The organism is Cupriavidus sp. DF5525 (genome assembly GCF_040149425.2).
GTDB classification, from domain to species: domain Bacteria; phylum Pseudomonadota; class Gammaproteobacteria; order Burkholderiales; family Burkholderiaceae; genus Cupriavidus; species Cupriavidus pickettii_A.
This window is the reverse complement of sequence record NZ_CP168265.1, coordinates 1,282,990-1,308,200: the sequence shown is the minus strand read 5'-3', so window position 1 is coordinate 1,308,200 and position 25,211 is coordinate 1,282,990. Positions and strand designations below refer to the sequence as shown.

Sequence of the window (25,211 nt, the reverse complement as noted above, 5' to 3'; positions counted from 1 at the left end):
ACATGGACAACGTAATGAAGCAATACCTGCCGAAGCTGGCAACCCTGGCCGCCGTACTGGTGCTGGCCGGCTGCTCGCTGGCCCCGACCTACAAGGTGCCCGAGACCGCCACGGCCCCGGCGTTCAAGGAAGCCGAGGCCGCCGCCGCGGAAGGCGCGCAATGGAAGACCGCCACGCCGGCCGAAGGCCAGCAGCGCGGGGAATGGTGGAAGGCTTTCGGCGAAGCCGATCTTGACCGCCTGATCGAAGCCGCCGGCACCTACAACCAGGACGTGGCCGCCGCCGCGGCACGGCTGAAGCAGGCGCGGGCCTTCACCGGCGCGACGGAAGCGGACCTGTACCCGCAGCTGAGCCTTGGCCTCGATCCGACGCGCTCGCAGCCGTCGGCGGCATCGCGCGGCCTGCCCGATGGCACGCCCGTGCGCCCGCAGACCGTGCTCAAGGCGCGCGCATTTGCCGCCTATGAGCTTGACCTGTTCGGCCGCGTGGCAAGCAGCGTCAACGCGGCACGCGCCGAAGGCGAAGCTGCCGAGGACCTGTATCGCTCCGTGCAGCTGGCGCTGCAGGCCGACACCGCGCAGGCGTACTTCGCGCTGCGCACGCTCGACAGCGAGCGCGAACTGCTCAAGGCGACCATCCGGCTGCGCGAGGATGCGCTGTCGCTGCTGAAGAAGCGGTACGACGCCGGCGAAACCACCGACCTGGACCCGGCCCGCGCTGAAGCCGAACTCGGCAACGCTCGCGCCGACCTGGCCGGCATCGAGCGCCGCCGCGCCAACCAGGAACATGCGCTGGCCGTGCTGACGGGCGTGGCCCCCGCGCAGTTCGCGCTGGCCGCGCGCCCGCTCGATACCGAGCCCGTGGCGATTCCGGCGGGCCTGCCGTCGGAACTGCTCGAGCGCCGTCCCGACATCGCCGCGGCCGAGCGCCAGATGGCCGCGGCCAATGCCACCATCGGCGTGGCCAAGGCCGCGTTCTTCCCGCGCATTACGCTGACCGGGCTGTTCGGCTTCGAGTCGGCGGATCTCTCGAACCTGTTCAAGTGGTCGTCGCGCACCTGGCTGCTCGGACCGCTGGTCGGTTCCACCATCGCCCAGACCCTGTTCGACGGCGGCCGCAACCGCGCCAACCTGGCGGGCGCGCGCGCCGCGCACGAGGAAAGCGTCGCGCGTTACCGCCAGAGCGTGCTGGTGGCCTTCCGCGAGGTCGAGGACAGCCTGGCCGATGTGCGCTGGCTGAGCCAGCAAGGCACTGCGCTCGACAGCGCACTGGCCGGCGCGAAACGTGCGCAACGCATCTCGCGCAGCCGCTATGACGCAGGTGCCGTCGACTACCTGACCGTGATCGACGCGGACCGCACGGTGCTGCAGGCGCAACGCGAGGCCAACCAGGTCGCCGGGTTGCGGGCAGCCGCGACCGTGTCGCTGGTGCGCAGCCTTGGTGGCGGCTGGGGGACGCCGCCGGAGGCGGTAGCAAGGCAGTAAGCAAGCCTGGCGTGGAACGCGCTGCAGGCTGTTCCACGCACAGGCCCCGCAAGACTAAGCGGTGCTGCTTGACGCCATCGTTCACCCGACTGAACAATGAACGATGCGCTACGAAAAACTCGACACCCTCTGGCCCCAGCTGCACAGCCTGATCAAGCTGAGCGAGGCTGGCAGTTTCACCGCGGCCGCGGTCCAGCTCGGCATCAGCAAAGGGGCCATGAGCCTGCGCATCTCGGAGCTCGAGCGTGCCGCCGGCGTTGCGCTGGTGCAGCGCACCACCCGGAGCGTGCACCTGACGGAGGCCGGCCAGAAGCTGGTCGACGCCACGCGGGCCTCGTTTGAAACCATCGAGCAAGGCTTCAGCGATGTGACCGATGCCATCGGCCACCCGCGCGGCCTGGTGCGCGTGACGGCTCCGGTGGCGCTGGGCCGGCAACAGCTGGTGCCGCGCCTGCCGGCCTTCCTCGATGCGCACCCGCAGGTGCGGATCGAGATCGAACTCTCCGACAGTTTTGCTTCGCTGGCCCGGGAAGGCTTCGACCTCGCCGTGCGGCACGCCTCGACCGCGCCGGATACGCATATTGCCTGGACCCTGTGCCGCACGCAGGCCGTGCTGGTAGCGTCGCGCGCCTACCTGCGCAGGGCCGGCAATCCCCAGTCACCCGCCGACCTGGCGGAGCACAATTGCCTGCACTACTTCCGCCGCGGCGAGCAGCCGAGCTGGAGCTTCGTGCCCACCCGTGGCGCCGCCAGCCGGCAGAGCGTCGGCATTCACGGCAGCTTCGCGGCGAACAACAGCGAGGCGTTGCGGGACGCCGCGCTGAACGGCCTGGGCATCGCCCTGGTCCCCGACTTCACTGCGCAGGCCGACCTGGCGAGCGGCAAGCTGGTCAGGGTCTTGCCAGGATGGCGGGCCGCCGGCGCATTTGGCGATTTTATCTTTGCGATCCGGCCTTACAGCCCGTTTGTGCCGCGGGCCGTGCGCAGTTTTGTCGACTACCTGAAGCAGACGATGAAGGACGGTTTTTCGGTCAGCGCCTAGCGGGGCGCTGCCGGCCGGATGCCAGCGCTCCCGCGCGCGGCGCCGCGGAGCCTTGACTTTTCGTTCTCAAAAAATAATACTTATCTTAACATCATTCCCATAACGAGAACGACACTTAGTGTCGTACCTAGCGTGGATCTAGCCGAACTTGAGATCTTCCGGACCGTAGCACGCGAACAGAGCATTACCCGGGCCGCCCGGGCGCTTGAACGCGTGCAGTCGAACGTCACGACCCGTGTGAAGCAGCTCGAAGAGAGCCTTGGCGTCACCCTGTTCGAACGCGACAGCAAGAAGATGACCCTGACGCCGGAGGGACACCGGCTGCTCGGCTATGCGGAGCAACTGCTGGCCCTGGCGGAAGAGGCACGCCAGTCGATGCGCGCCAATGCACCGACCGGCGTCCTGCGCGTCGGGTCGATGGAGAGCTCCGCGGCGACGATGCTGCCAAAGCCGCTCGGGCGTTTCCATGCGGCGTGGCCGGAGGTCGAACTGAAAGTTTCAACGGGCACGACGCAGGCCCTGGTCGACGGCGTGCTCAGCCACGCGCTCGATTGCGCGGTCGTGGCCCACCCAGGCTCGGCGGCGCCGCGCAACCTCGATATCGCCGAACTCGGCGAGGGACTCCACGGCATCTTCCTGCAGACCGAGGAACTGGTCCTGGTGCTGCCCGCCAGCCACCCGAAGGTGCGCCGGCCGCAAGACGTGAACCTGCGGTTTCTCGCGGCCTTCGCGCGCGGCTGCACCTACCGGCAATGTGCCGAGGACTGGCTGCAGCAAGCCGGCGACGATATCCGCCGCCAGCTTTCCGTCGTGGAAATGCCCTCTTATCACGCCATCCTGGCCTACGTGTCGGCGGGATCGGCCGTGGCGATCCTGCCGCGCTCGCTGCTGGCCCTGCACCGGGATGTGACCGAACTCCAGACCGTGCCGGTGCGCCCAGTCCACACCTTCCTGGTCAGGCGCTCGGGTTTCACGACGTCAGCATATGAAGCCTTCCTGCGGGAGTTGCGCCATGACTAGCTGGCCGACCATGCAGCGTACAGGAACGCGGATGCTCTGAGGTGGCGTGATCGCCGCCTTCCGCCAGATTCAGGAACAACGTTGGTACTTCAAACCGTTCAAACAGGAAGCACTGCCATGAACACCGCAACGCCCTCCGACAAGCCCCGCAGCCTGCTCTCGCTGCTCGGCATTTCCACGCCCATCATCCAGGCGCCGATGGCCGGCGTCAGCACACCGGCCATGGCGGCCGCCGTCTCCGAGGCCGGCGGCCTGGGCTCGCTCGGCGTGGGCGCGATGGACGCGGAAACCGCACGCAAGGCGATTCGCGAGACGCGCGCCCTGACCGGCAAACCGTTCAACGTCAACCTGTTCTGCCATGCCCCGGCCAAGGCCGATATCGCGCGCGAGAAGGCCTGGCTGGACTACCTCGCCACGCACTTCGCCGAGCATGGCGGCACCGCGCCCACAAGCCTGCGGGAGATCTACAAGAGCTTTGTCGCCGACGATGCGATGTTCCGCATGCTGCTGGAAGAGAAGCCGGCGGTGGTGAGTTTCCACTTCGGCCTGCCCGCCCAGCAGAAGATCGACGCGCTGCGCGCCGCCGGCATTGTCCTGCTGGCCAGCGCCACGTCGCTGCAAGAGGCCCGCCAGGCCGAAGCCGCGGGCGTCGACGCCATCGTCGCGCAGGGGATCGAAGCGGGCGGGCACCGCGGCGTCTTCGACACGAGCGGATATGACGAGGGCCTCGGGACGCTGGCACTGGTGCGCGTCCTCGTGCGAAACACGCAGCTTCCCGTGATTGCCTCGGGCGGCATCATGGACGGCGCCGGCATTGCCGCGGTGCTGGCGCTCGGTGCGGACGCCGCGCAGCTTGGCACGGCATTCGTCGCCTGCCCCGAGTCCTCCGCCGACGCAGCCTATCGCGCGGCCCTGACCGCACCCACCCCGCGCCCGACCACGCTCACTCGCGCCGTCTCTGGCCGCGCGGCCAGGGGCTTCAAGAACCGGCTCACGGAACTCGGCGTTGCCGCCGGCGCGCCTCCGGCCCCCGACTATCCGATCGCCTACGATGCAGGCAAGGCGCTTCACGCCACCGCCAAGGCCCAGGGCAGCGTGGAATACGCGGCGCAGTGGGCGGGCCAGGCAGCGCTGTTGGCCCGCTCAGTTCCGGCCGGGGAGCTGGTTGCGCAGCTCAAGGCGGAAATGAAGGAGGCGCTTGAGCGGATGGCGACGCTGGGGAAAGAACTGGCCTGACGTGAAAACAGATGCCTGGGGGACATGTCCCCCAGCCTCTCGCGCCTTACTGTGCCTGGCGGCGCTCGCGAATCCAGCGCACCCGCTCCGTCAACCGCACCTTCCAGTCGTGCGCGAGCCCGCCGACCGCAGCCAGATCCAGCATGTCCTCGATCCGCGGCGAATGCGCCGACTGCACGTTCCAGAACTCGTCGATGGAGAACCGCTCCGATGTTCTACCGACCAGTTCCAACCGATCGCCTGGCCGGATCGTTCCCACCTTGATCACGCGGTAATACCAGCCGGTAATACGTTCCCGGGCAACCACGAGCGATATGCCCTCGGTCGAGAAGCGATGATTGATTTTCCAGCAAGGGCTGCGCGGTTGCGACACTTGCAGCGTCACACCGCCAACCCGATAAATATCGCCGATATGGACGTTGCGTTCGGTAAGGCCGGACGTCGAAATATTCTCGCCCAGGCTTCCTGGCACCAATGCATCGGCAATCTGCGGAAAGTATGAAGCCAGGCTTGCATAGTTCTCCGCCGCAAAATGATGCACCGCTTTTTCCGGCCCGCCATGGACGCGCCGATCGGCTTGTTCGTCACCGGCGATGCCCTCTGTAAAGACCTGCACATCGCCTTCGACCCGCCGCTTGAAGATGCCGCTGCGATGCCCCTCCTCCCCGAGAATCCCGATGCCGCCCGCAAAGAGGGCATCGACGACGACATCTGCTACAGCTTCAACCATCCGAATCTCCGGTGTGGATCACACTGATTAAAGGATTAAGAACATGGAGTTGCGCCAACTGAAGATGTTCTGTGCCGCCGCGGAATACGGCAGCTTTACCGCGGCCGCTGAAGTCGTGCACTGCGTGCAGTCGAACATCACCATGCGGGTCAAGGAGCTGGAGACCGAACTGCAGCAGCCGCTCTTCATCCGGCACAAGGGCGGTATCACCCTCACTTCCGCAGGACAGACCTTTCTTGGCTATGCCCAGCGGATCCTCCAGCTGACCGAGGAAAGCCGCAACGCATTGCTTGACGACACCACACCGACCGGCACCTTGCGGCTCGGTTCGATGGAAACCACCGCCGCCGTCCGCCTTCCGCGGGTGCTGGCCACCTACCGCGAGAAATATCCTCGCGTGCAACTGTCGCTGACCACAGGCACCACGGCGGAACTGATCAAGGCGGTAGAGACGCATCGCCTGGACGGCGCCTTTGTCGGCGGATTCCATCAGAATCCCGCGCTGCATCAGGTGGCCATCCTCAACGAGGAGCTGGTCCTGGTCAGCAGCAACAAGTACCGCACCCTGGCCGAACTCACCAAGGCGATGACGCAGCAGACCGTGCTCGTGTTTCGCTCCGGCTGCTTTTATCGTTCCACACTGGAGCAATGGCTCTATCAGACCGGATTGATTCCGGGACAGATCCTTGAGCTTGGCACGCTGGACGGCATCTTGTCCTGCACCGCCGCGGGCATGGGCATCACGATCCTGCCGAAGGCGGTGGTCGAGCGTCACGAATCGCGCGACCTGATTGCTTGCCACCGCCTGCCCGATGCGTTCGCCAACGTCGCCACGGTATTTATTCGCTGCAAAGACGGCTTCGAGACGTCGGCGCTGCGCGCCATTGTGAGCGTCGCGCATGAACAGACGGCTAGCCCGCGGTAGTCTTGCCGCTGACCCTGACGATCGCCAGGGTCAGCCGTTGAGCGTGCCGCCAGCTCAGGCAGCCACGGGCAATGCCTGAAGCGTACCTGCAGCTTCCCCGGCCTGCCACGAAGAGAATCCCGCAACCAGCTCCGCAACACGCTCCCGGGCCGGAACGACGCTGTGGATCTTCCCGACGCCCTGCCCTGCATACAGCGACAACTTCTCCGCCATCTCTGGCTTGTCGATCACCCGGGCGCCGCCGCCGACGTACTTGACCGGGTTCCATTTCTTCCGGTTCGGAATCACCCGGTGCGGCGTGCCGAACGGCCACCCGAACGAATAGCCGGTGCGATACTCGGTATCGTCGATGGTGGCCTCGACGATCTTTTGCTTGTAGAGGTCATGGGCGAGCGACTCCGTCGCCGCGACGAAGGCAGTCCCGACCCATACGCCCGCAGCCCCCACCTCCAGCACGGCCCTGACATCGGCACGGTTGACAATCCCGCCCGCGGCCAGTACCGGGCGCCCCTCGGCGATCTCGACAAAGGCGGGCACCAACGACAACACGCCAATGGTTCCCTGGTTGAGATGCCCACCGCCTTCCGCCCCCTGGGCCACCAGGATGTCCGCGCCCCAGGCGATTGCCTGCCTGGCGAGCGCCACCGAGCCGACCTGCACGATCACCGTAATGCCGGCCGCTTTTGCGCGGGGAATCATCTCCGCGAAATCGCCATAGAAGAGCGAGACGACTCGCGGCTTTTCTTCAAGGATGACGCGGAACTGCGCCTCGAATACCTCCGGGCCGCCAAAGGACGGGACGATATTCACGCCAAACGGCTTGTCCGTCAGCGCCCTGGTCTCCCGGATCCACTTGCGTAGCGCCAAGGGCGGCAGGCGGAGCCCGCCCAGATGCCCCAGTCCGCCAGCATTCGATACGGCAGCGGCCAACGCGGGCCCGGATATTCCCGCCATGCCGGCCTGGAACACCGGATACTCGATACCGCACAGCGCGTGTGCTAGGCCCATGCCGCGGGCCGATACATTGTCATGCGTCATCGTCAGAGCTCCACTTGCTTGCCAAGCATACGTTTCAGCGTGTCGTTCCTGAGAACGAAGTGATTCTTCATGGCACCGAAGATATGCAGCGCCAGCCCTGCCAGGAACGCATAGGCTCCGATCTTGTGGAGCAGCTTCGCCACATACTCAACGTCGGCATTCGGCGCCATCAGGGCGGGTAGCGCAATCCCGCCTGGCAGCCGCACCACATCGCCAGCGGCCGACATCGCCAGCCAGCCATCCAGCGGCAACAGCACCGGCGCGAGCGCGAGCGCCACGGCAACCGACCGGCTGATCATCACCTCGATGGGATTGGGCGAGCCGACCGGAAGCGGATGCCAGGAAGTGAGCCGCGCCCATAAGCGGTAGCTGGCCACCGCGAACAGCAGTGTCCCCAGCGTGCTGTGCATCCGGATCAGCTCGGCCTTGCCGGCTCCGGCCTCCAACTGGCCCGCCGACAAGCCGAGCCAGACCATGACCGCCACCGTCGCCGCGATCAGCCAATGCAATACGATCGTGATGGGCGAGAACCGCAGCCCGGTATCCCTCATCTGCATTTCCTACTCCCGATTAGTGACTCACCGCACCGGACGCGCCAATGCCGGTGTGCGCGCGGACAAACTGGTCTTCGTAGGCGCTGCGTTCCCACTCTGCCCGCGCGCTGCGGTCAGTGACCGATCCCAGCCAGGTGACCAGCAGTGCCACGTTCATCGAAACCAGCGCCGGATAGTCGTACGGAAAGACCGCGTGCCGGAAGCCCAGGATCTTGACCCAGACCGCGGGGGAGAGCACCACGAGCCCGACCGCGCAGACCAGTCCTGCGATGCCGCCCATCAGCGCGCCGCGTGTCGTCAGGCCCTTCCAATAGATCGACAGCACCAGGATCGGGAAATTGACCGATGCCGCGACGCCGAAGGCCAACGCCACCAGGAACGCGATGTTCTGGTCCTTGAACAGGATGCCGAGGGCAACCGCGACCATGCCGATCGATACCGAGGCCACGCGCGAGACACGCATCTCGGCCGCCGGGCTGGCCCGGTTCTTCTTGATCACCTTGGCGTACAGGTCGTGCGAAACCGCCGACGTGCCCGCCATCGTGAGGCCGGCAACCACCGCGAGGATGGTCGCGAAGGCTACCGCCGAGAGGAAGCCCAGCAGCAGGTCGCCACCGAGCGCCTTGGCCAGGTGCATGACTGGCATGTTGCTGCCGCCGATCAGCTTTCCTCCCAGGATTCCACCTTCGTAGAACGCGGGATCCCGCCCGACGATCACGATTGCCGAAAGGCCAAGCACCGCCACCACCAGGTAGAAGAACCCGATGAAACCGGTTGCGACAAACACCGACTTCCTCGCCTCCTGGGCATCCGGCACCGTAAAGAACCGCATCAGGATATGGGGCAGCCCCGCCGTACCGAACACCAGGCCCACCGACAGCGACAGCATGGAGAGCGGGTCCGATACCAGCGTGCCCGGCGCAAGGATCTTCACGCCATCCTTGTGGCTCGCCACGGCCTCGGCCAGCAATGACTCGAACGAAAAATTGAACTTCCAGAGCGCCAGGATGGCGAGCAAGGTGCCGCCCGCCAGCAGCAGCACCGCCTTGATGATCTGCACCCACGTGGTCGCCACCATGCCGCCGAAGGTGACATAGATCATCATCAGCAGCCCGACGCCGATCACGGCGTAGTTGTAGTCGAGACCGAACAGGAGCTGGATCAGCTGCCCGGCGCCGACCATCTGCACGACCAGGTAGAAACAGACGATGGTCAGCGAGCCGAAGGACATGAAGGTCCGGATCTTCTCCTGGTCCAGCCGATAGGAGGCAATATCGGCGACGGTCACCTTGCCGAGATTGCGGATCTTCTCCGCGAACAGGAACAGCAGCAACGGCCACGCGATAAAGAAGCTGATCGAGTAGATAAAGCCGTCGTAGCCTTTGGCAAAGATCGTGCTCGTGACACCGAGCAGCGCGGCCGCCGACATATAGTCGCCGGCCAGGGCAAGGCCATTCTGGAATCCCGTAATGCCACCGCCGCAGTTGTAGAAGTCGTTCAAGGACCTGGTTTTCTCCGCGGCCCAATAGGTAATGCCCAGGGTCGCGACAACGAACACCAGGAACATCACAATGGCAACGCTGTTGGTCGGCTGCGTCTGCACGGCCTGCAGCGCGCCTGGCGCGGCCTCGGCAGCGGCCGCCCATGGCAACGTGGCGGCGGCCACGGCTGACTTCGCATTGGCCCTCATTTCGTCGTCTCCACCAGCAGTTGCTTGTTGAGGCGATCGAACTCACCGTTGGCGCGCCGCACATACAGGCCGGTCAGGAGCCAGCCGCCGACGATCATCGCGATGCCGACTGGCCAGCCTACGGTGATGCTGCTCTGCGCGGAAACCGGCCTGGCCAGCATCTCCGGGCGCACGGCGGCAACCATGACGAAGAGGTAGTAGGGAACGATGGTCAGCAGCGATAGCAGGACCACCAGCCGCTTCCGGCGCGTGACCAGCTCTGCAAAGATTGCGTGGGTGCGAATGCTGGAATAAGCAATCGTGTCAGGCATGTCTCCTCCTTATGCGCCTCGCCTATGTCGGTCGAGTGCTGTCTTGTGGCGGGCCATGGGTTCGCATGTGCCCCGGGGTTGCCCCCACGGAGGGCGGGGGTCCCCACTAAGTTATGTCGCGCCAGACCTCATGTACAACGATATCTGGTGATGCCATCCATCACCGCCGGTGATGCCGCTGGCGATGCATCGCCTCCCTTAATTGGCAGTGGGCATCGCGAACTCCGCGCCCTTGGCAATGCTGTCCGGCCAGCGCTGCATGACCGACTTCTGGCGGGTATAGAAGCGCACGCCCTCTTCCCCGTAGACATGCATGTCGCCGAACAGGCTGCGCTTCCAGCCACCGAAGCCATGCCAGGCCATGGGAACGGGGATGGGCACGTTGATGCCGACCATGCCGACTTCGATCTGCCGCGAGAAGGCGCGGGCAATGCCGCCGTCGCTGGTGTAGCAGGACACGCCGTTGGCATACTCGTGCGCGTTGATCAGTGCCACGGCTTCGGCAAAGTCCTTGACGCGGACACAACCCAGCACCGGACCGAAGATCTCTTCCTGGTAGATCCGCATATGCGGCTTGACGTGATCGAACAGTGTTGCCCCGGTGAAGAAGCCCGCCTCGTGCCCGTCGACACGCAAGCCACGGCCGTCCAGCAGCAGCGAAGCGCCCTCTTCCACGCCGAGGCCGATATAGCCTTCGATACGCTCCAGCGCCGCACGGGTGACAACGGGGCCCATCTCCACCTCCGGGCGCACGCCGTTGCCGATCTTAAGGTTGCGGGCACGCTCCGTCAGCACGGGAATCAGCCGCTCGGCGGTATCGCCCACCAGCACCGCGACCGACACCGCCATGCAACGCTCGCCCGCGGAGCCGTACGCGGCACCGATCAGCGCATCCACCGCCTTGTCGATATCGGCATCAGGCATCACCACCAGGTGGTTCTTGGCGCCGCCGAGCGCCTGCACCCGCTTGCCGGCACGGCTGGCGCGCTCGCTGATCGATTGCGCAATCGGCGTGGAGCCGACAAAGCTGACCGCCTTCACCTCCGGATGATCGATCAGTGCCTCGACCACGTCCTTGTCGCCTTGCACGACATTGAAGACGCCGGCGGGCAGCCCGGCTTCAGCGAGCAGCTCGGCCATCAGCAGGCTTGCGCTCGGATCGCGTTCGCTCGGCTTCAGCACAAAGGTGTTGCCCGCGGCAATCGCGACAGGGAACATCCAGCACGGCACCATGCAGGGGAAATTGAACGGCGTAATGCCAATCGCCACGCCCAGCGGCTGGCGCAGCGTCCAGTTATCGATGCCCGTGCTGACCTGGTCCGTGTAATCGCCCTTCAGCAACTGCGGGATGCCACAGGCAAACTCGATCACGTCGATGCCTCGTGCCACCTCACCCTGCGCATCCGAGAACACCTTGCCGTGCTCGGCCGTAATGATCGCGGCCAGTTCATCGCGGCGCGCATTCATCAGTTGCAGGAAGCGTTGCATGATCCGTGCGCGACGAATCGGCGGCGTTTGCGCCCAGGCGGGGAACGCCTTGGCCGCGGCGGCGACGGCGGACTCGACATCACCGCGGGTGCCGAGGACCACATGGCGCGCTACCACGCCCGTGGCCGGGTTGAAGACTTCCTGGCGGCGAGTGGCTTCGCCCGTGGTTCGTTGTCCGCCAATGTAGTGGGTGACATCGCCTTGATCGTCATAGCTGTGCGCTGCGCTCATCTCGTGCTCCTCGTGTGGAATGTTGAGGATTCGAGTGTAGGAGCGGGTCAGGCCGGCAACAATCGACGTTGACTCGATTTACTGTTTAGTGGATTGAACAATCCGGATCCGGATGCTGATGGCGCTGCCCGGGTCAATCCGCCAGCGCCATCGCCACCTGCTGTCGCAGCACCGGCACCACGTCCGCTTCGAACCATGGGTTCTGGCGCAGCCAGAAGCGGTTGCGCGGGCTCGGGTGCGGCAGCGGCATCCACTGCGGCAGATAGTCGGCATATGCCGCAACGGTGTCCGCGAGCGTCGGCTTGCTCCTGCCTTTCAGGTAGTACGCCTGGGCGTGGCGACCGATCAGCAGCGTCAGGCGGATATCGGGCATGAATTCAAGCAGCCGCGCATGCCACAGGGGCGCGCATTCGCGCCGCGGCGGCAGGTCGCCGTGGCTGCCCTTGCCCGGATAACAGAACCCCATCGGCACGATCGCCACCCGACTGTCGTCGTAGAACTGCTCAGGCGTCAGTTGCAGCCAGGTGCGCAATTGATCGCCGGAGGGGTCGTTCCATGGAATCCCCGTTTCGTGTACGCGCCGCCCGGGCGCCTGGCCAACGATCAGCAGGCGTGCGCCGACAGCGGCGCGCACGACTGGGCGCGGCTCGTGTGGCAAGGTGCACGCGCGGCAGTCGGCGATGTCGCCGAGCAGGCTGTCGAACGGGGAAAGGGAGATGGCTGGCAACGAATCGCGGCGATAGGGATCTCGGGGGCCAATTGTAGGGGCTTTGCTTCGACTGCAAGGCGCCGGGTGTCCTGCTTGACAGTGCCGGCAACGTCACAGAACCAGCCCTTAGAGGCCCCACTCATATCGTCATATTGATGTAGTTGTTTTGTCTACAAAGCACAAACACGGGAATTACCCGTAGTACGCCCAGATTTATGCATCATGATATTGACGCATATCCCTCCATCCACCATATTTCGCTCCATCGGCATGGGCGTCGTTGCCCGGACGGTGCCACACCGGGAAGTCACGAACGATTCCGAGAGCGTAACTGATGGAGGAGACCCATATGCAGCACATAGATGTACATAAACTGGCCGACGAAGCCAGCTTCAACAAATTCCACGCGCGGGTCCTGGCCTGGTGCCTGCTGGTGATCATCATTGACGGCTACGACATTGCCGTGGCGGGCGCCGCGCTGCCGTCGATCATGAAGGAAATGGGCGTCACTGCCTCGACGGCCGGCTTCATGGCAAGTTCAGCGCTGTTTGGCATGATGTTCGGCGCCATCTTCCTGGGCGCCCTGTCCGACAAGATCGGACGCCGCTGGACCATTTCGCTGTGCGTGTTCCTGTTCAGCGTGTTCACCGCGGCAGCGGGCCTCACCAGCGACCCGGTCACGTTCAGCGTGATGCGCTTTATCGCAGGCCTCGGGATCGGCGGCGTCATGCCGAACATCGTTGCGCAGATGACCGAGTATTCGCCGCGCCGGATCCGCAGCTTCATGACGACCGTGATGTTCTCCGGCTATGCGATCGGCGGCATCCTGGCCGCCGTGATCGGCAAGCAGTTCATTGCCGGATTCGGCTGGCAGGTCGTCTTCTTTGCCGCGGGTGTGCCGGTGCTCCTGATCCCCTTCATCCTGAAGACGATGCCGGAGTCGCTGTCGTTCCTGGTGTCGCGCCAGAACGAGCGCGACCTGCGTGAAGTCGTGCGCCGCATCGATCCGCAACTGAGGCTCGATTCTGGCGCCACCTTCCAGGTACCGCGCCAGGACCGCGCCGCCGGCGCACCGGTGGCGCGGTTGTTCCAGGAGGGCCGCGGTGTCAGTACGATCATGTTCTGGATCGCCTTCTTTACCGGCTTGTTCATGGTCTACGCGCTCAGCACGTGGCTGACCAAGCTGATGGCGATGTCGGGGTACAGCCTTGGCTCCGCGCTGAGCTTTGTCATTGCGCTGAACCTGGGGGCAGTGGTCGGTGCGATTGGTGGCGGCTGGCTTGCCGACCGTTTCCACATCAAGTGGGTGCTGGTAAGCATGTACGCACTTGGCGCCTTCTTCCTGTACCTGATGACGTTCAAGACCTCGACTGACGTGCTCTACCTGCTTATCGGCGCTGTCGGCGCTTGCACCACCGGCGCGCAGATCGTGGCGTATGCCTACAGCGGACAGTTCTATCCCATGTCGATCCGCTCCACGGGTGTCGGCATGGCTTCGGGTATCGGGCGCCTGGGTGCCATCGTGGCACCGGTGCTGATCGGGCTGATCGTCTCGCTCAAGCTGCCGCTGGAACAGAACTTCCTGGTGATCGGTGCGGCGGGCATCGTGGGCGCCCTGGCACTGGCCTGCATCAACCATCGGTTGTCTGCATCCGGGCAGCGTGCCGATACGGCGGTCAGTTCGATCCCGGCGCCGGCGGCCGCGGACGCGCGGATCTGAGCATGGTGGCGCATCGCAAGGTGCGCCACCGTTCACGCTTACAGGCTCACGTCCTCGGGTTGCACGCCAGCGTAGCCTTCGACCACCACGACATCCCCGGTCGATCCGGCCTTGCGCAGGCTGGCTGCGATCTGATACTCCGGTGACCGGTAGCAGGCGAGCGCGGTTTCATAGTTCTCGAACTCGATCACCACCAGGCGCGACCGGAAACTGCCTTCGACCACGTCGGCATTGCCACCCCTGATCAGATACCGGCCCCCATACTTCCGATAGGCGATCTGATTGGCTTCGCTATACGCCGCGAACTTCTCCGGGTCGGTAATCTCTACCTGACCGATCCAATATCCCTTGGGCATCTATTGCTCCTGGCTGTTTTCGTTTGGTTGGTGCTTGTATCTACGGAATCAATACGCTGGATCCGGTAGTCTTCCTGCCCTCGAGGGCGATGTGAGCCTGTGCGGCATCGTCGAGTGCGTAGCGATTGCCGATGTTCGCCTTCACCGTTCCGCTTTGCATCATGGAGAACAGGTCGTCGGCCATCTCGTCGAGATCGGTTCGGCGGGCCGCATAGTGGAACAACTGCGGCCGCGTGAAGAAGAGCGAACCTCGTTTGGTGAACTCGAATGCCTCAATCGGCGGCAACGGCCCGGACGAGTTCCCGAAGCTGACGAACGTGCCGAGCGGGGCCAGGCAGTCGAGCGATCCGACATAGGTGTCCTTGCCGATGGAGTCATAGACCACCGGCACCCCTTCCCCGCCGGTGATCTCACGCACTCGGCTGGCGAAGTCTTCGCGGGAATAGACGATGGGAAAGTCGCATCCATTTGCGCGGGCCAGTTCCGCCTTCTCATCGGTGCTGACCGTGCCGATGACCCGCGCGCCCAGCGCCCTGGCCCACTGGCAGGCCAGCAAACCCACCCCTCCCGCGGCGGCATGGATCAGGATCGTGTCGCCGGCCTTCACGCGATATGCCCTGCGCAGCAGGTATTGCGTCGTCAGGCCCTGCAGCGTCACCGCGGCAGCCTCTTCGAAGCCCACGCCGTCCGGGATATGGATCAGCTCGCCCTCCGGAACCCCGCGTTCCAGCGCGTACGAGCCCGGCACGCTGCCCGCATAGGCCACCCGATCGCCAACCCGGAAGCTGGTCACGCCGTCGCCGACGGCAGTGACCACGCCCGACGCCTCCATGCCGATGCCGCCGGGAAGTGGCATCGGATACAAGCCCGTACGGAAATACACGTCGATGAAGTTGACCCCCACGGCGTGATGCCTGACCTGGACCTCGCCTGCGCGTGGCTCGCCAAGGTCAACGTCTACCCACTCCATGACCTCCGGTCCGCCGGTCTCGCGGATCCTGATTGCCTTTGTCTTGCTCATGCGGGCAGCCCCTCATATCCTTCGATCACGACGATGTCTCCTTGCGAATAAGGCTCGCGCAGCGCCATCGCTGCTCGATATTCGGGCGACCGATAGCATGTCAGGGCCGTCTGGTAGTCCCTGAACTCGATCACCACCACGCGCGAACGAAGCGATCCCTCCACGACTTCCTTCTCGCCGTTGCGGATGATAAAGCGCCCGCCGAATTTCTCGAACACGGCCTTATTGGCCGCGATATACCCCTTGTAACCCTCGACATCGGTGACGTCGACCAAGGCGATCCAGTAGCCTTTACGCATGGCTTCTCCTCACTGGACTTCCGCGACCGGGTCGGCCGGCTGCAGCGCCCGGAGATGGCTCGCAACCAGCTCGCCGAGCCTGGCGATGCCCTCCTCGATCTTCTGCGGCGGTACCGTGACGAAGGCGAGCCGCAGGGTGTTGTTGCGCGGCGTGATGGCATAGAACGGCGCGCCAGGAACGAAGGCCACGTTCCTGGCTACCGCATCCTCAAGCAAGGCCATGGTGTCGATGGCCGCCGGCAATTCGACCCAGATAAACATCCCCCCTTCCGGCCGGCTCCACCGCACCCCCTCGGGCATGTGTCGCGACAGCGCATCGAGCATAGCCGCGCAGTGTTTGCCATAGAGATCGCAGACCGAGGCGATATGGCTGTCGAGCATGCCGGTCTTCAGGACTTCATAGGCCACGCGCTGCGTGAAGCTGGGCGTGTGCAGGTCGGAAGCCTGCTTTGCCTGCACCAGCTTTGCGTGGATCGCCGGCGGCGCCAGCATGTAGCCCAGGCGCAGGCCCGGCGCCAGGACCTTGGAGAACGACCCCATGTAGATCACGCCTTCCGGGTTCAGCGAATGCAGCGACGGCAGCGGCGAACCGCTGTAGCGCAACTCGCCATAGGGGTTGTCCTCGACCAGCAGGACACCGAACTCCTGCGCTCGCGCCACCAGTTCCTTGCGGCGCTCGAGCGGCAGCCGTCGCCCCGTCGGATTCTGGAAGTTCGGGATCGTGTACAGGAACCTAGCGCCGGCCACGAGCGCTTCGCTCAGCGCCTCTGGCTGCAGGCCCTGGTCGTCGGTCGGCACCTCGGTGTAGGCCGGCTCGGAAAGCGAGAACGCCTGCAAGGCGCCAAGGTAGGTCGGCGCTTCCACCAGCACCTTGCTGCCCGGGTCGATGAAGACCTTCGCCAGCAGGTCTAATGCCTGCTGCGAGCCCGTGGTGATCAGCACATTGGCAACATCCACGCCGTGCTTCTCTGCCACCCACTGGCGCAGCGGCTGCAACCCCTCGGTCGGCGCATACTGCAACGCCGCTGCCGGAGCGTCGGCAAACAGGCGCTCGCAGGCGGCCCGGAGCGCCGCCACAGGGAAGGTCTGCGCGGACGGCAGGCCACCGGCGAAGGAGATGATTTCCGGCTTCTCCGTCAGCTTCAGGACTTCGCGGATGACGGAACTCGTCAGTGCCTGCGCCCGGCGCGAGAATTGGATGTCGTTGCTTTTCATTTCGTGGTTTTCCTTGTTTCCTTGGCCGCCTGAGTCATGCAGCGTTGACGCTGCTGAGTTGTTGCTTGCCACTTTCACTGCCGGGCCGGTCCATCAGCCCCGCCAGCACCGCGGGACGCCGCGCGGCATGGGCCTCCATGGCCTGCGCCTTCACCGGACCGAAGCCGCGAATCTCTATCGGCATTGCCGCAAACTCGACCGCCTGATGGAGGTTCTGGGGCGTGAGGCGCGAGCAAACCTTGCGGATATCGTGGAAATATTCCGCGATGAGGCGTCGCTCCGCGCGTCGCTCGGTGGTGTAGCCGAAGACATCCAGCGGCGTTCCCCGCAGCCCGCGAAGACAGGAAACCGCCTTGAGCACAGGGAAGATCCACGGCCCGAACTTGCGCTTCTGCGGCCGGCCGGTCTTCGGATCGGTACGGGAAAGAAGCGGCGGTGCCAGCCAGATCGATACCTTGTCCGCCTGCGAGAACTGGTGTTGCAACGATTCCCGGAATGCCGGCGCGGTGTACAGGCGGGCCACCTCATACTCGTCCTTGTAGGCCATCAGCTTGTAGGCGCTGCGGGCCACGGCCGTCGTGAATGCCTCGCTACCGGGCTTCGCCTGGGTCTCGGCAGCCCTCACCAGGGCAATCAGGTCGAGATACTTCTTTGCATAGTCGTTGCCCTGGTATGCGATGAGCTGGCGTCGATGCAGATCGATCAGCGCGTCCAGCGAGTCCACTTCCGGGTTCGATGCAAGCGGCTGCTGCCCAATGGCATCCAGTGCCTCTGGCCTGGCTACGGCGATACGTCCCCAGTTGAACGCCGACTTGTTCATCTCGACGGCCGCGCCATTGCGCTCGATTGCTTGCTCGATCGCTTCGCGGCTCAACGGGACCAGCCCCTGCTGCCACGCATAACCGAGCATCATGGTATGCGTCGGCAACGTATCGCCGAAGATGCGCTGCGCCAGCGCGCCTGCATCCATGGCATGGAACGATGCGCCGTGGCACCGGCTGCGGACCCGGTCATGCATCAGCCTGACCGGCAATGCGGCGTCCCGGTTGCGGATCACATCCGGCGTGGGCGTTTCGGCAAGGTTGAGGACGGCGGCAGTGCGGCCCGGTGCCAGCCGGGTCAGCGAGTCGACCGCCGCTGACACCACCAGGTCGGCGCCCAGCAACAGGTCGGCCTTCCCTTCGCCGATGCGCGACGCCGGAATCTGGAAGTCGGCCATGGCGATACGCACCTGGCTGACAACGGCACCGTTCTTCTGCGCCATGCCGGTGAAGTCGAGCACCGTAGCCGACAGGTCATCGCAGCTTGCCGCCGCACCGAGCAAGGCGCCCATCGTCAGGACGCCGGTGCCGCCGATGCCGGTGATGTAGATATTGAACGGCTCGTCCAGCGCGGGGAGTGCCGGTGCGGGGAGTTGCGCAACCAGCTCCGCCTCCATGGCGGCCAGCCGTCGCTTGTCCGGCTTGCGCAGCGCGACACCTTCCACTTCGACGAAGCTCGGGCAGAAGCCTTTGACGCAGGAGAAGTCCTTGTTGCAGGCGCTCTGGTTGATGGTGCGCTTGCGCCCGAGCGCGGTCTCGAGCGGCTCGATGGCGATGCAGTTCGACTGCACCGAGCAATCGCCGCAACCCTCGCAGACCTGGTGATTGATAAACAGGCGCTGGTCCGGATCCGGCATCTCCTTGCGCTTGCGGCGCCGCCGCTTCTCGGCCGCGCAGGTCTGCTCATAGACGATCGCCGTGACGCCGGCGATCTCCCTGAACTGGCGCTGCACCGTATCGAGCTGGTCGCGATGGAAGACCTCCACCCCTGGCGCCAGCGGCTTATTGCCCTGCCAGCGCGCGGGATCGTCGGTGACCAGCGCAATCCGTCCCACGCCCTCCGCGTGCAGTTGCCGCGTGATGCGGGCGGGATCGTTCACGCCCTCCGCCGGCTGCCCGCCGGTCATCGCGACCGCGTCGTTGTACAGGATCTTGTAGGTGATGTTGGTCTTCGCGGCGATGGCGGCACGGATGGCAAGCAGGCCGGAGTGCTGGTAAGTGCCGTCGCCGAGGTTCTGGAACACGTGCGCCGTCCGGGAGAACGGAGCCGCGCCGACCCACTGCGCGCCCTCGCCACCCATGTGGCTCATCACCCTGGTCTTCAGTTCCGGCTGGGAGATCGCCATCACGTGGCAGCCGATCCCGCCGCTGCTGATCGAGCCGTCAGGTGTGCGCGTCGAGGTGTTGTGCGGGCAGCCCGAGCAGAAGTACGGCTGGCGGATGGGGATGACGGCGGCGGAAGGCTTCTTCGCGGCGGCGTCGAGGACGGCAAGGCGATCCTGCATCCAGGGTGCGTCGATGCCGTTGGCCAGCACCCGGCGCACCAGTACGCCGGCAACCAGGTGGGCACTCAGCTCCGAAATTTCCGGCAGCAGCGCCGCGCCATCCTGGTCGGTCTTGCCGGTGACGACGGGGCGTTCCGATGCAGGCCGGTGGAACAGCGCCTGCTTGAGCTGGGCCTCGACGTTGGCGCGCTTCTCTTCCACCACGAGCACTTCCCGATGCCCCGACGCGAACGCGCACGCGCCCTCGGTTTCCAGCGGCCAGCTCATCGCCACCTTGTAGACGGAGACACCCATGGCGCGCAGGTCGGCATCGGCCAGGCCAAGGTCGCGGCACGCCTGCATCAGGTCCTGGTGCGCCTTGCCGACGGTGATGATCCCAAGCCGCCTGGCGGGCGCCTCGACCACGACCCGGTCGAGCCGGTTCGCCCGTGCCCATGCGCGCGCGGCGGGAAGGCGTTCTTCGATCAGGCGGCGCTCGAGTTCCGCGCGCTGGCCCGGCCATGCCACACTCGGATCCCAGTTAAGTCCGTGCGCGGGCGCGACAAAGTCGGCAGGTTCGACGAAGGCCGGCCAGCTACCCAGGTCGACGGTGGCAGCAGTTTCAACCACCTCCGCGATCGTCTTCAGCGACACCCATAGCCCGGAGAAGCGCGACATCGCGATGCCGGCCAGGCCGAGTTCGATGACCTCGCGCACATTGCCCGGCTGCAGCACGGGAATCGATGCCGAATGAAAGATGCCGTCGGTCTGGTGCGGAAACGTGGACGACTGCGCGGCGTGGTCGTCGCCGGAAACGGCGAGCACGCCGCCCAGTTTCGACGTGCCAAGCATGTTGGCGCAGCGGAAGACGTCGCCCGTGCGGTCTACGCCCGGGCCTTTCCCGTACCAGATGCCAAAGACGCCGTCGGCCTTCGTTTCCCCGAAGGCGCGGTGCATCTGTGCACCCCATAGGGCGGTAGCGGCGAGGTCTTCGTTGAGGCCCGGCTGGAACACCACATCATGGGCAGCGAGTTGCTTCGATGCCTTCCACAGTTGCTGGTCGTACGCGCCGAGCGGCGACCCCCGGTAGCCCGATACCAGGCCGGCGGTGCTGAGGCCGCGCGCACGGTCGAGCTCGCGCTGTATCATCGGCAGGCGAACAAGTGCCTGTATGCCGGTCAGGAATGTTCGTTGCTCGGCTGCCGCCGAACCCGATGCGCTGGGCAACGTCGCTTGATTAACCACGCGTGTCTCCGGGGGGATTTCATCTTGAAAATGGATGAGTTAGTTTAGGTTTCGGCCCGGAGCGATCTGCACCAAAGTGAATTACATTTGAGTCGTTTTGTAGTACGTTTGAACTATCGCAAGATGAGCGCACAGAGCAAATGAACTATGTCCACAATCTCGACAAACCCGACCTGCAGATCCTGCGGGAACTGGCGCGCGACGGGCGGCTGAGCTGGCGGGAACTGTCGGAACGGATCGGGCTGTCGCTGACCCCTACGCTCAAGCGCGTCCACAGGCTCGAGGAACAGGGGTATATCCGCGGCTACGTGGCGCGGCTGGACGAAGGCAAGCTGATCGGGGAACTCAATGTGTTCGTATCCGTCACACTGGAGAACCAGTCAGAGGCCGCGATCGCCCGCTTCGAGAAGGAAATTGTTGTCGCCCCGGAAGTCATGAGCTGCTTCACCATGACCGGCGATGCGGACTTCATCCTGCGCGTGGTGGTACCGGATATGGGCTCGTATCAGAACTTCCTGACCCGGACGCTGACGCGCATCAAGGGCGTCGAGCACATACGGTCCAGCTTTGCCCTCAAGGCTGTGCTGAACCGTACGTCTCCGATGCTATAGCGCGATGGACTGTCAGCGGGAGGCCGGCTCGTCATCGCGAGCCTCCTCCATCATGCTCAACCGCTTGTAGAGATAAGAGCGGGAGATACCGAGCTCTTCCGCCACGCGCTTCTTGTTGCCACCCGTGCGCCGCATGGCCTCGAGGATCAGCTCGCACTCCACCCGTTCCTTGGCCTCGCGGATATCCGCCTTGCCCTTTCCGGCCAGGCTTTCGGTGCCTGCCGGGCGCCTGCCCGGCGGCTGGTCGGCACCTTCGAGGCTGCCGAAGTCGGCAATGGACAACGCAGGACCATCGCAGAAGATCGCCGCACGCTCGATCGCGTGCTGCAACTGCCGGATATTGCCCGGCCAGGCGCAAGACTGCAGGTAGCGGATGGCCGACTCGGAAATGGCCTTCTTGGGGGCACCGTGGCGCGACGCAAATGCCTCAAGGAAGGTGTCAGCAAGTTCCGGGATGTCCTCAAGGCGATCGCGCAGCGCGGGCAGGCGCAAGGTGACCGCACTGATCCGGTAGAACAGGTCCAGCCGGAACGTCGAGCTGGCGATCATGGACTTGAAGTCACGATTGCTGGCTGAAATCAGCCGGAAATCGGAATGCCGGGCCCGTTCGCCGCCGATGCGCTCGAACTGCCCGTCCTGCAGCACGCGCAGCAGCTTCACCTGCATGTCGATCGGCATGTCGCCGATTTCATCCAGAAACATGGTGCCGGTATCTGCGGCCTCGAACTTGCCCTTCCGCCCCTTCCGGTCCGCCCCCGTAAACGCCCCGGGCTCATAGCCGAACAACTCGCTTTCCACGAGATTCGGGGGCATCGCCGCCGCATTGACGAGGATCAGCGGTTTGTCACTGCGGGGGCTCAGCATATGGATGGCATGGGCGACCATCTCCTTGCCCGTGCCGCTCTCGCCGGCCAACAGGACCGGCACGTCGAGCGGCGCGACCCGCAGGATGTCCTCCTTGAGCCGGCGTACCGCATCGCTGCTGCCGACAATCTGGTCCAGTCCGTAACTGCGATTGCGGATGCCTGAGAGCTCGCGCTTGTAGAAGTCCAGCTCCTGCTTGACGCGCGCCAGCTCGCCGGTCAGCTCCCGCATCGCCTCCGGCCCTTTGAACATCACCTGCCCGATGGCGGCCACCAGCCGCTTGTTGCTGTCGAAGATCGGCAGGCGGGATACGACGCGCGTGACGCCATTCATCTCCTGCAGCTGTGCGACCTGCGCCTTGCCAGTCTTCACTACCTCCTGGAGCTTGGTGTTCTCGATGACCTCGGTCACCGGACGGCCGATTGCCTCGCCATGCTTGAGCCGGAAGAAGCGCTCATGGACGGGGCTCATGTAGGTGATCTTGCCCGCGGTATCGACCACCACCATGGCCTTGTAGGGGTCGGTCACAAAGTGCCTGAGGATGTCCTCGGCCGAATCCACGCTGGCCAGGAATTCCGTCAGTTCGTCGGCTTCCTGCACGGCAAAGATCAGGAAGCAGACGGCATCGCGCGTAGGAATGGCCGCTACCGTCAGCGGGCGTTCCAGTTCCGTCATGGCGGAAAGCCGCTTGACGGGAACGCGGGCACGGTTCTGCCACATGCGGCTGAGCGAACCGGAGACCAGCGTGTCGCGGCCCAGTCCGCTTGCAAATGTCGTCTTGCCCTCGTTGTCCAGGACGAGGATGCCTTCCGATTCTCGTTTCATGTCTCCACCACAAGGTGAGCCTTGCCGGAAGCCAAGTGTCTTCGCCGACGACACAAGTGCCTTTCCGACTACGCTCGAGTACAGCACGAATACAGTCCAATTCTAAGTCCTGCCACGGCTGTCTGCCGCAACGATGCTGGCCCATGGCGGCTTCCAGGCCAAGCGGGAATTGGGTCTCGGGAACTCGCAAGGGATCACTGCAAAGCGCATGCCAAAACACTGGCACGCCCTTTGCGGTTATCGGTGCGACCTTGTTCAACCGACCCGAAATGGACGCCCTGAATACACTCCCGCTGATGCCCCAGGGTCCTGGAATGCGATGCCTCGAAGGCGTACGCGTGCTGGACTTCACCACCTCAGTCGCTGGCCCCTATGGCACCTTGCTGCTCGCCGATCTTGGCGCGGAAGTCATCAAGATCGAAAAGCGCGCCGGCGGCGACGATACGCGCAGCTGGGGCCCGCCGTTCCTGGATGGCGAGTCGCTGTGGTTCCTGAGCATGAACCGCAACAAGCAGAGCATGACGGTCGACCTGACCCGGGCCGAGGGTCGCGGCATCGCCCATCAACTGGTGCGCCAGGCCGATGTCGTCGTCCTGAATACGACGCAGCGGGTGCAGGAAAAGCTCGGGCTGGACTACGCCACGCTCAAGGCGATTCACCCGGCGCTGATCCATGTGTCCGTGACCGGCTTCGGCCTGCAGGGCGAGCGTGCCGACCTGCCCTGCTATGACCTGATCGCCGAAGGCTACTCCGGCGTGATGCATCTGACCGGTGAGGCAGGCCGGCCCGCACAGAAGGTCGGCACCCCCGCGGCCGACCTGCTGGCGGGCCAGGATATTGCCATGGCCACGCTCGCCGCACTGTTCGAGCGGCAACGCACCGGTGCCGGCAAGCAGGTCGATGTATCGATGGTTGCCACCGCCACGCGCTTCATGGCACCGCGCATCGTCCCGTACCTCGGGTCCGGTGAGCCGCCGATGCGCTCGGGCGGCACCGACTCGGTCATTGCCATCTACCAGGTGTTCGAGACCGCCGACTTCCCCATCACGCTCGGCCTGGGCAACGACGCCATCTGGCAGCGCTTCTGGGACGCGGTTGAACACCCCGCCTACGGCAAGCAGGCCGGTTTTGAAACCAATGCGAAGCGTCGCCAGGCACGAGACACGATCGTCGCCGCCATTGCCGAGCTCCTGGCTACCCAGCCGCGCGAACACTGGCTGGCGCTGTTCGCCAGGCACCGGATCCCGGCCGGCCCGATCAACAGCATCGACCAACTGGTCGACGACGCGCCGTTGCGCGACGCCGGCATGTTCTTTGCCGGCCAGGGTGCCGCGGGGCGTGTCCCGCAGGTTGGCCTCGGCGTCGGCTTCGACGGCGCCAGCGCCGTCTACCGCACCCCTCCCCCCGCCCTCGGGCAGGACACCGAACGCATTCTCGCGGAACGTCTTGCCATGTCCGCGACGTGTATCGCAGGCCTCATCGACTCAGAAATCGTCTAACCAGGAGACAAAATGAGCTACTCGGAAATCCTCTACGAAGAAGACGGCCCCATCGGCACGATCACGCTGAACCGGCCGGATGACGGCAACATGTTCACGGAGACCATGTGCCACGAGATTCGCGATTGCATCAACGCGATCCGCCGTGAAACCCGTACGCGCGTGATCGTGATCACCGGTGCCGGCGACAAGTTCTTCTGCACCGGTGGCCGCAAGGACGGCATGCAGGACACCACGCTCTATGCCGGGGTGCTGCCGACGCTTGAGATGTACGAGAGCATCGACCGATTGCAAAAGCCCGTCATTGCGTCGGTCAATGGCTTTGCGGTCGGCGGGGGCAATGTGCTGCAGGTCGTCTGCGATCTGACCATCGCGAAGGCGTCCGCGATCTTCCGCCAGGTGGGCCCGATGGTCGGCAGCTTCGACGCTGGCTACGGCACGTGGTACCTGGAGGACCTGGTCGGAAAGAAGCGCGCCAAGGACATCTGGTACCGCAACCCGAAGATCACCGCTCAGGAGGCGGTCGAGATCGGCTTGATCAACCGTGTCGTCCCCGATGACCAGTTGCGCGCGGCGACCCGGGAGTATGCCCTGGAGGTCGCCGAGCGCGGCGCGTTTGCGCTGGCCTCGCTGAAGAGCGCCTTCAATGCGCGCCACGGCGGCGTGAGCGGCCTGTCCCGGATGGCGCACGACCTGCTGTTGCGCGGCTACCTCGAATCGAACGAGCACGACGAGCTGGCAGCCGCCTTCGCCGAGCGCCGCAAGCCCGACCCCTCGAAGTTCGGACATTGAA

The 25,211-nt window shown here is 64.9% G+C and carries 22 protein-coding genes; 9 read left to right on the top strand and 13 right to left on the bottom strand.

Annotation, left to right across the window (positions count from 1 at the left end; all coding sequences use genetic code 11):
• Nucleotides 1-14 precede the first annotated feature (14 nt).
• The 4 genes from ABNX08_RS06255 (at nucleotide 15) to ABNX08_RS06240 (ending at nucleotide 4,782) form a co-directional block, all read left to right on the top strand.
• Nucleotides 15-1,484, top strand: coding sequence for an efflux transporter outer membrane subunit (locus tag ABNX08_RS06255; protein ID WP_349609333.1), 1,470 nt, complete (start codon nucleotides 15-17; stop codon nucleotides 1,482-1,484).
• 103 nt (nucleotides 1,485-1,587) lie between these two features.
• The gene (locus ABNX08_RS06250) at nucleotides 1,588-2,526 is read left to right on the top strand and encodes a LysR family transcriptional regulator (RefSeq protein WP_349609336.1); all 939 of its coding nucleotides are present in this window, start codon (nucleotides 1,588-1,590) and stop codon (nucleotides 2,524-2,526) included.
• Between the two features lie 132 nt (nucleotides 2,527-2,658).
• Entirely contained in the window at nucleotides 2,659-3,546 is an 888-nt protein-coding gene (locus ABNX08_RS06245; protein ID WP_022534311.1) for a LysR substrate-binding domain-containing protein, read from the top strand.
• Nucleotides 3,547-3,663: 117 nt separating this feature from the next.
• Nucleotides 3,664-4,782, top strand: coding sequence for a nitronate monooxygenase family protein (locus ABNX08_RS06240; RefSeq protein WP_022534310.1), 1,119 nt, complete (start codon nucleotides 3,664-3,666; stop codon nucleotides 4,780-4,782).
• Between the two features lie 46 nt (nucleotides 4,783-4,828).
• Here ABNX08_RS06240 and ABNX08_RS06235 read toward each other — a convergent pair whose 3' ends face one another.
• The gene (locus ABNX08_RS06235; protein ID WP_022534309.1) at nucleotides 4,829-5,512 is read right to left on the bottom strand and encodes an MOSC domain-containing protein; all 684 of its coding nucleotides are present in this window, start codon (nucleotides 5,510-5,512) and stop codon (nucleotides 4,829-4,831) included.
• A 43-nt stretch (nucleotides 5,513-5,555) separates the two neighbouring features.
• Here ABNX08_RS06235 and ABNX08_RS06230 point away from each other — a divergent pair, with 43 nt between their 5' ends.
• Entirely contained in the window at nucleotides 5,556-6,437 is an 882-nt protein-coding gene (locus tag ABNX08_RS06230; RefSeq protein ID WP_022534308.1) for a LysR family transcriptional regulator, read from the top strand.
• Nucleotides 6,438-6,491: 54 nt separating this feature from the next.
• On the opposite strand, the gene ABNX08_RS06225 is transcribed toward ABNX08_RS06230, so the two are convergent.
• From ABNX08_RS06225 to ABNX08_RS06200, 6 genes are all read right to left on the bottom strand, one after another.
• Complete coding sequence (locus tag ABNX08_RS06225; protein WP_022534307.1) at nucleotides 6,492-7,475, bottom strand: nitronate monooxygenase family protein; 984 nt, start codon at nucleotides 7,473-7,475, stop codon at nucleotides 6,492-6,494.
• A gap of 2 nt (nucleotides 7,476-7,477) precedes the next feature.
• The gene (locus ABNX08_RS06220; RefSeq protein WP_374063649.1) at nucleotides 7,478-7,984 is read right to left on the bottom strand and encodes a cytochrome b; all 507 of its coding nucleotides are present in this window, start codon (nucleotides 7,982-7,984) and stop codon (nucleotides 7,478-7,480) included.
• A gap of 61 nt (nucleotides 7,985-8,045) precedes the next feature.
• Nucleotides 8,046-9,719 carry a cation/acetate symporter ActP gene (gene actP, locus ABNX08_RS06215; RefSeq protein ID WP_022534305.1) on the bottom strand — a complete coding sequence of 558 codons (1,674 nt, stop codon included), beginning with the start codon at nucleotides 9,717-9,719 and terminating at the stop codon, nucleotides 8,046-8,048.
• The gene (locus tag ABNX08_RS06210; RefSeq protein WP_022534304.1) at nucleotides 9,716-10,030 is read right to left on the bottom strand and encodes a DUF485 domain-containing protein; all 315 of its coding nucleotides are present in this window, start codon (nucleotides 10,028-10,030) and stop codon (nucleotides 9,716-9,718) included. Before ABNX08_RS06210 ends, actP begins: the two co-directional genes overlap by 4 nt.
• Before the next feature lie 198 nt (nucleotides 10,031-10,228).
• Nucleotides 10,229-11,749 (bottom strand): CoA-acylating methylmalonate-semialdehyde dehydrogenase, encoded by a 1,521-nt coding sequence (locus ABNX08_RS06205; protein WP_022534303.1) that lies wholly within the window; start codon nucleotides 11,747-11,749, stop codon nucleotides 10,229-10,231.
• 133 nt (nucleotides 11,750-11,882) lie between these two features.
• A complete protein-coding gene (locus tag ABNX08_RS06200) occupies nucleotides 11,883-12,476 on the bottom strand; it encodes a uracil-DNA glycosylase family protein (RefSeq protein ID WP_022534302.1) in 594 nt (197 codons plus the stop codon).
• Between the two features lie 331 nt (nucleotides 12,477-12,807).
• Here ABNX08_RS06200 and ABNX08_RS06195 point away from each other — a divergent pair, with 331 nt between their 5' ends.
• Entirely contained in the window at nucleotides 12,808-14,178 is a 1,371-nt protein-coding gene (locus ABNX08_RS06195) for an MFS transporter (RefSeq protein WP_041680987.1), read from the top strand.
• A gap of 38 nt (nucleotides 14,179-14,216) precedes the next feature.
• Here the strand turns inward: ABNX08_RS06195 and ABNX08_RS06190 are convergent, their stop codons facing one another.
• From ABNX08_RS06190 to ABNX08_RS06170, 5 genes are read right to left on the bottom strand one after another with little or no spacing between them, the layout of a single operon-like run.
• Nucleotides 14,217-14,534, bottom strand: coding sequence for a DUF1330 domain-containing protein (locus ABNX08_RS06190; protein ID WP_022534300.1), 318 nt, complete (start codon nucleotides 14,532-14,534; stop codon nucleotides 14,217-14,219).
• Nucleotides 14,535-14,574: 40 nt separating this feature from the next.
• Nucleotides 14,575-15,555: a quinone oxidoreductase gene (locus tag ABNX08_RS06185; RefSeq protein WP_022534299.1), complete on the bottom strand. Its 981-nt coding sequence runs from the start codon at nucleotides 15,553-15,555 to the stop codon at nucleotides 14,575-14,577.
• Nucleotides 15,552-15,854: a DUF1330 domain-containing protein gene (locus tag ABNX08_RS06180; protein ID WP_022534298.1), complete on the bottom strand. Its 303-nt coding sequence runs from the start codon at nucleotides 15,852-15,854 to the stop codon at nucleotides 15,552-15,554. The genes ABNX08_RS06185 and ABNX08_RS06180 overlap by 4 nt, the downstream gene beginning before the upstream one ends.
• A 9-nt stretch (nucleotides 15,855-15,863) precedes the next feature.
• Nucleotides 15,864-17,069, bottom strand: coding sequence for a PLP-dependent aminotransferase family protein (locus tag ABNX08_RS06175; protein WP_022534297.1), 1,206 nt, complete (start codon nucleotides 17,067-17,069; stop codon nucleotides 15,864-15,866).
• 34 nt (nucleotides 17,070-17,103) lie between these two features.
• A complete protein-coding gene (locus ABNX08_RS06170) occupies nucleotides 17,104-20,619 on the bottom strand; it encodes an indolepyruvate ferredoxin oxidoreductase family protein (protein ID WP_349609346.1) in 3,516 nt (1,171 codons plus the stop codon).
• Nucleotides 20,620-20,759: 140 nt separating this feature from the next.
• Between ABNX08_RS06170 and ABNX08_RS06165 the strand changes: the two genes are divergently transcribed.
• On the top strand, nucleotides 20,760-21,230 hold the full coding sequence (locus ABNX08_RS06165) for an Lrp/AsnC family transcriptional regulator (protein ID WP_022534295.1): 471 nt from the start codon (nucleotides 20,760-20,762) through the stop codon (nucleotides 21,228-21,230).
• A 12-nt stretch (nucleotides 21,231-21,242) separates the two neighbouring features.
• On the opposite strand, the gene ABNX08_RS06160 is transcribed toward ABNX08_RS06165, so the two are convergent.
• Nucleotides 21,243-22,919 carry a sigma-54-dependent Fis family transcriptional regulator gene (locus ABNX08_RS06160; protein WP_022534294.1) on the bottom strand — a complete coding sequence of 559 codons (1,677 nt, stop codon included), beginning with the start codon at nucleotides 22,917-22,919 and terminating at the stop codon, nucleotides 21,243-21,245.
• 314 nt (nucleotides 22,920-23,233) lie between these two features.
• Here ABNX08_RS06160 and ABNX08_RS06155 point away from each other — a divergent pair, with 314 nt between their 5' ends.
• Together ABNX08_RS06155 and ABNX08_RS06150 are read left to right on the top strand one after the other, a co-directional pair.
• Nucleotides 23,234-24,418, top strand: a complete 1,185-nt coding sequence (locus ABNX08_RS06155) for a CoA transferase (RefSeq protein WP_349609349.1) — start codon at nucleotides 23,234-23,236, stop codon at nucleotides 24,416-24,418.
• Between the two features lie 12 nt (nucleotides 24,419-24,430).
• Nucleotides 24,431-25,210 (top strand): enoyl-CoA hydratase-related protein, encoded by a 780-nt coding sequence (locus tag ABNX08_RS06150; protein WP_022534292.1) that lies wholly within the window; start codon nucleotides 24,431-24,433, stop codon nucleotides 25,208-25,210.
• Nucleotide 25,211 lies beyond the last annotated feature (1 nt).

What these genes read in the sequence shown, in the direction of transcription:
- ABNX08_RS06255 (WP_349609333.1), top strand. Translation starts at nt 15, where the DNA reads ATGAAGCAATACCTGCCGAAGCTGGCAACCCTGGCCGCCGTACTGGTG.
- ABNX08_RS06250 (WP_349609336.1), top strand. Translation starts at nt 1,588, where the DNA reads ATGCGCTACGAAAAACTCGACACCCTCTGGCCCCAGCTGCACAGCCTG.
- ABNX08_RS06240 (WP_022534310.1), top strand. Translation starts at nt 3,664, where the DNA reads ATGAACACCGCAACGCCCTCCGACAAGCCCCGCAGCCTGCTCTCGCTG.
- ABNX08_RS06235 (WP_022534309.1), bottom strand. Translation starts at nt 5,512, where the DNA reads ATGGTTGAAGCTGTAGCAGATGTCGTCGTCGATGCCCTCTTTGCGGGC.
- ABNX08_RS06230 (WP_022534308.1), top strand. Translation starts at nt 5,556, where the DNA reads ATGGAGTTGCGCCAACTGAAGATGTTCTGTGCCGCCGCGGAATACGGC.
- ABNX08_RS06225 (WP_022534307.1), bottom strand. Translation starts at nt 7,475, where the DNA reads ATGACGCATGACAATGTATCGGCCCGCGGCATGGGCCTAGCACACGCG.
- actP (WP_022534305.1), bottom strand. Translation starts at nt 9,719, where the DNA reads ATGAGGGCCAATGCGAAGTCAGCCGTGGCCGCCGCCACGTTGCCATGG.
- ABNX08_RS06210 (WP_022534304.1), bottom strand. Translation starts at nt 10,030, where the DNA reads ATGCCTGACACGATTGCTTATTCCAGCATTCGCACCCACGCAATCTTT.
- ABNX08_RS06205 (WP_022534303.1), bottom strand. Translation starts at nt 11,749, where the DNA reads ATGAGCGCAGCGCACAGCTATGACGATCAAGGCGATGTCACCCACTAC.
- ABNX08_RS06195 (WP_041680987.1), top strand. Translation starts at nt 12,808, where the DNA reads ATGCAGCACATAGATGTACATAAACTGGCCGACGAAGCCAGCTTCAAC.
- ABNX08_RS06190 (WP_022534300.1), bottom strand. Translation starts at nt 14,534, where the DNA reads ATGCCCAAGGGATATTGGATCGGTCAGGTAGAGATTACCGACCCGGAG.
- ABNX08_RS06185 (WP_022534299.1), bottom strand. Translation starts at nt 15,555, where the DNA reads ATGAGCAAGACAAAGGCAATCAGGATCCGCGAGACCGGCGGACCGGAG.
- ABNX08_RS06180 (WP_022534298.1), bottom strand. Translation starts at nt 15,854, where the DNA reads ATGCGTAAAGGCTACTGGATCGCCTTGGTCGACGTCACCGATGTCGAG.
- ABNX08_RS06175 (WP_022534297.1), bottom strand. Translation starts at nt 17,069, where the DNA reads ATGAAAAGCAACGACATCCAATTCTCGCGCCGGGCGCAGGCACTGACG.
- ABNX08_RS06165 (WP_022534295.1), top strand. Translation starts at nt 20,760, where the DNA reads ATGAACTATGTCCACAATCTCGACAAACCCGACCTGCAGATCCTGCGG.
- ABNX08_RS06160 (WP_022534294.1), bottom strand. Translation starts at nt 22,919, where the DNA reads ATGAAACGAGAATCGGAAGGCATCCTCGTCCTGGACAACGAGGGCAAG.
- ABNX08_RS06155 (WP_349609349.1), top strand. Translation starts at nt 23,234, where the DNA reads ATGCGATGCCTCGAAGGCGTACGCGTGCTGGACTTCACCACCTCAGTC.
- ABNX08_RS06150 (WP_022534292.1), top strand. Translation starts at nt 24,431, where the DNA reads ATGAGCTACTCGGAAATCCTCTACGAAGAAGACGGCCCCATCGGCACG.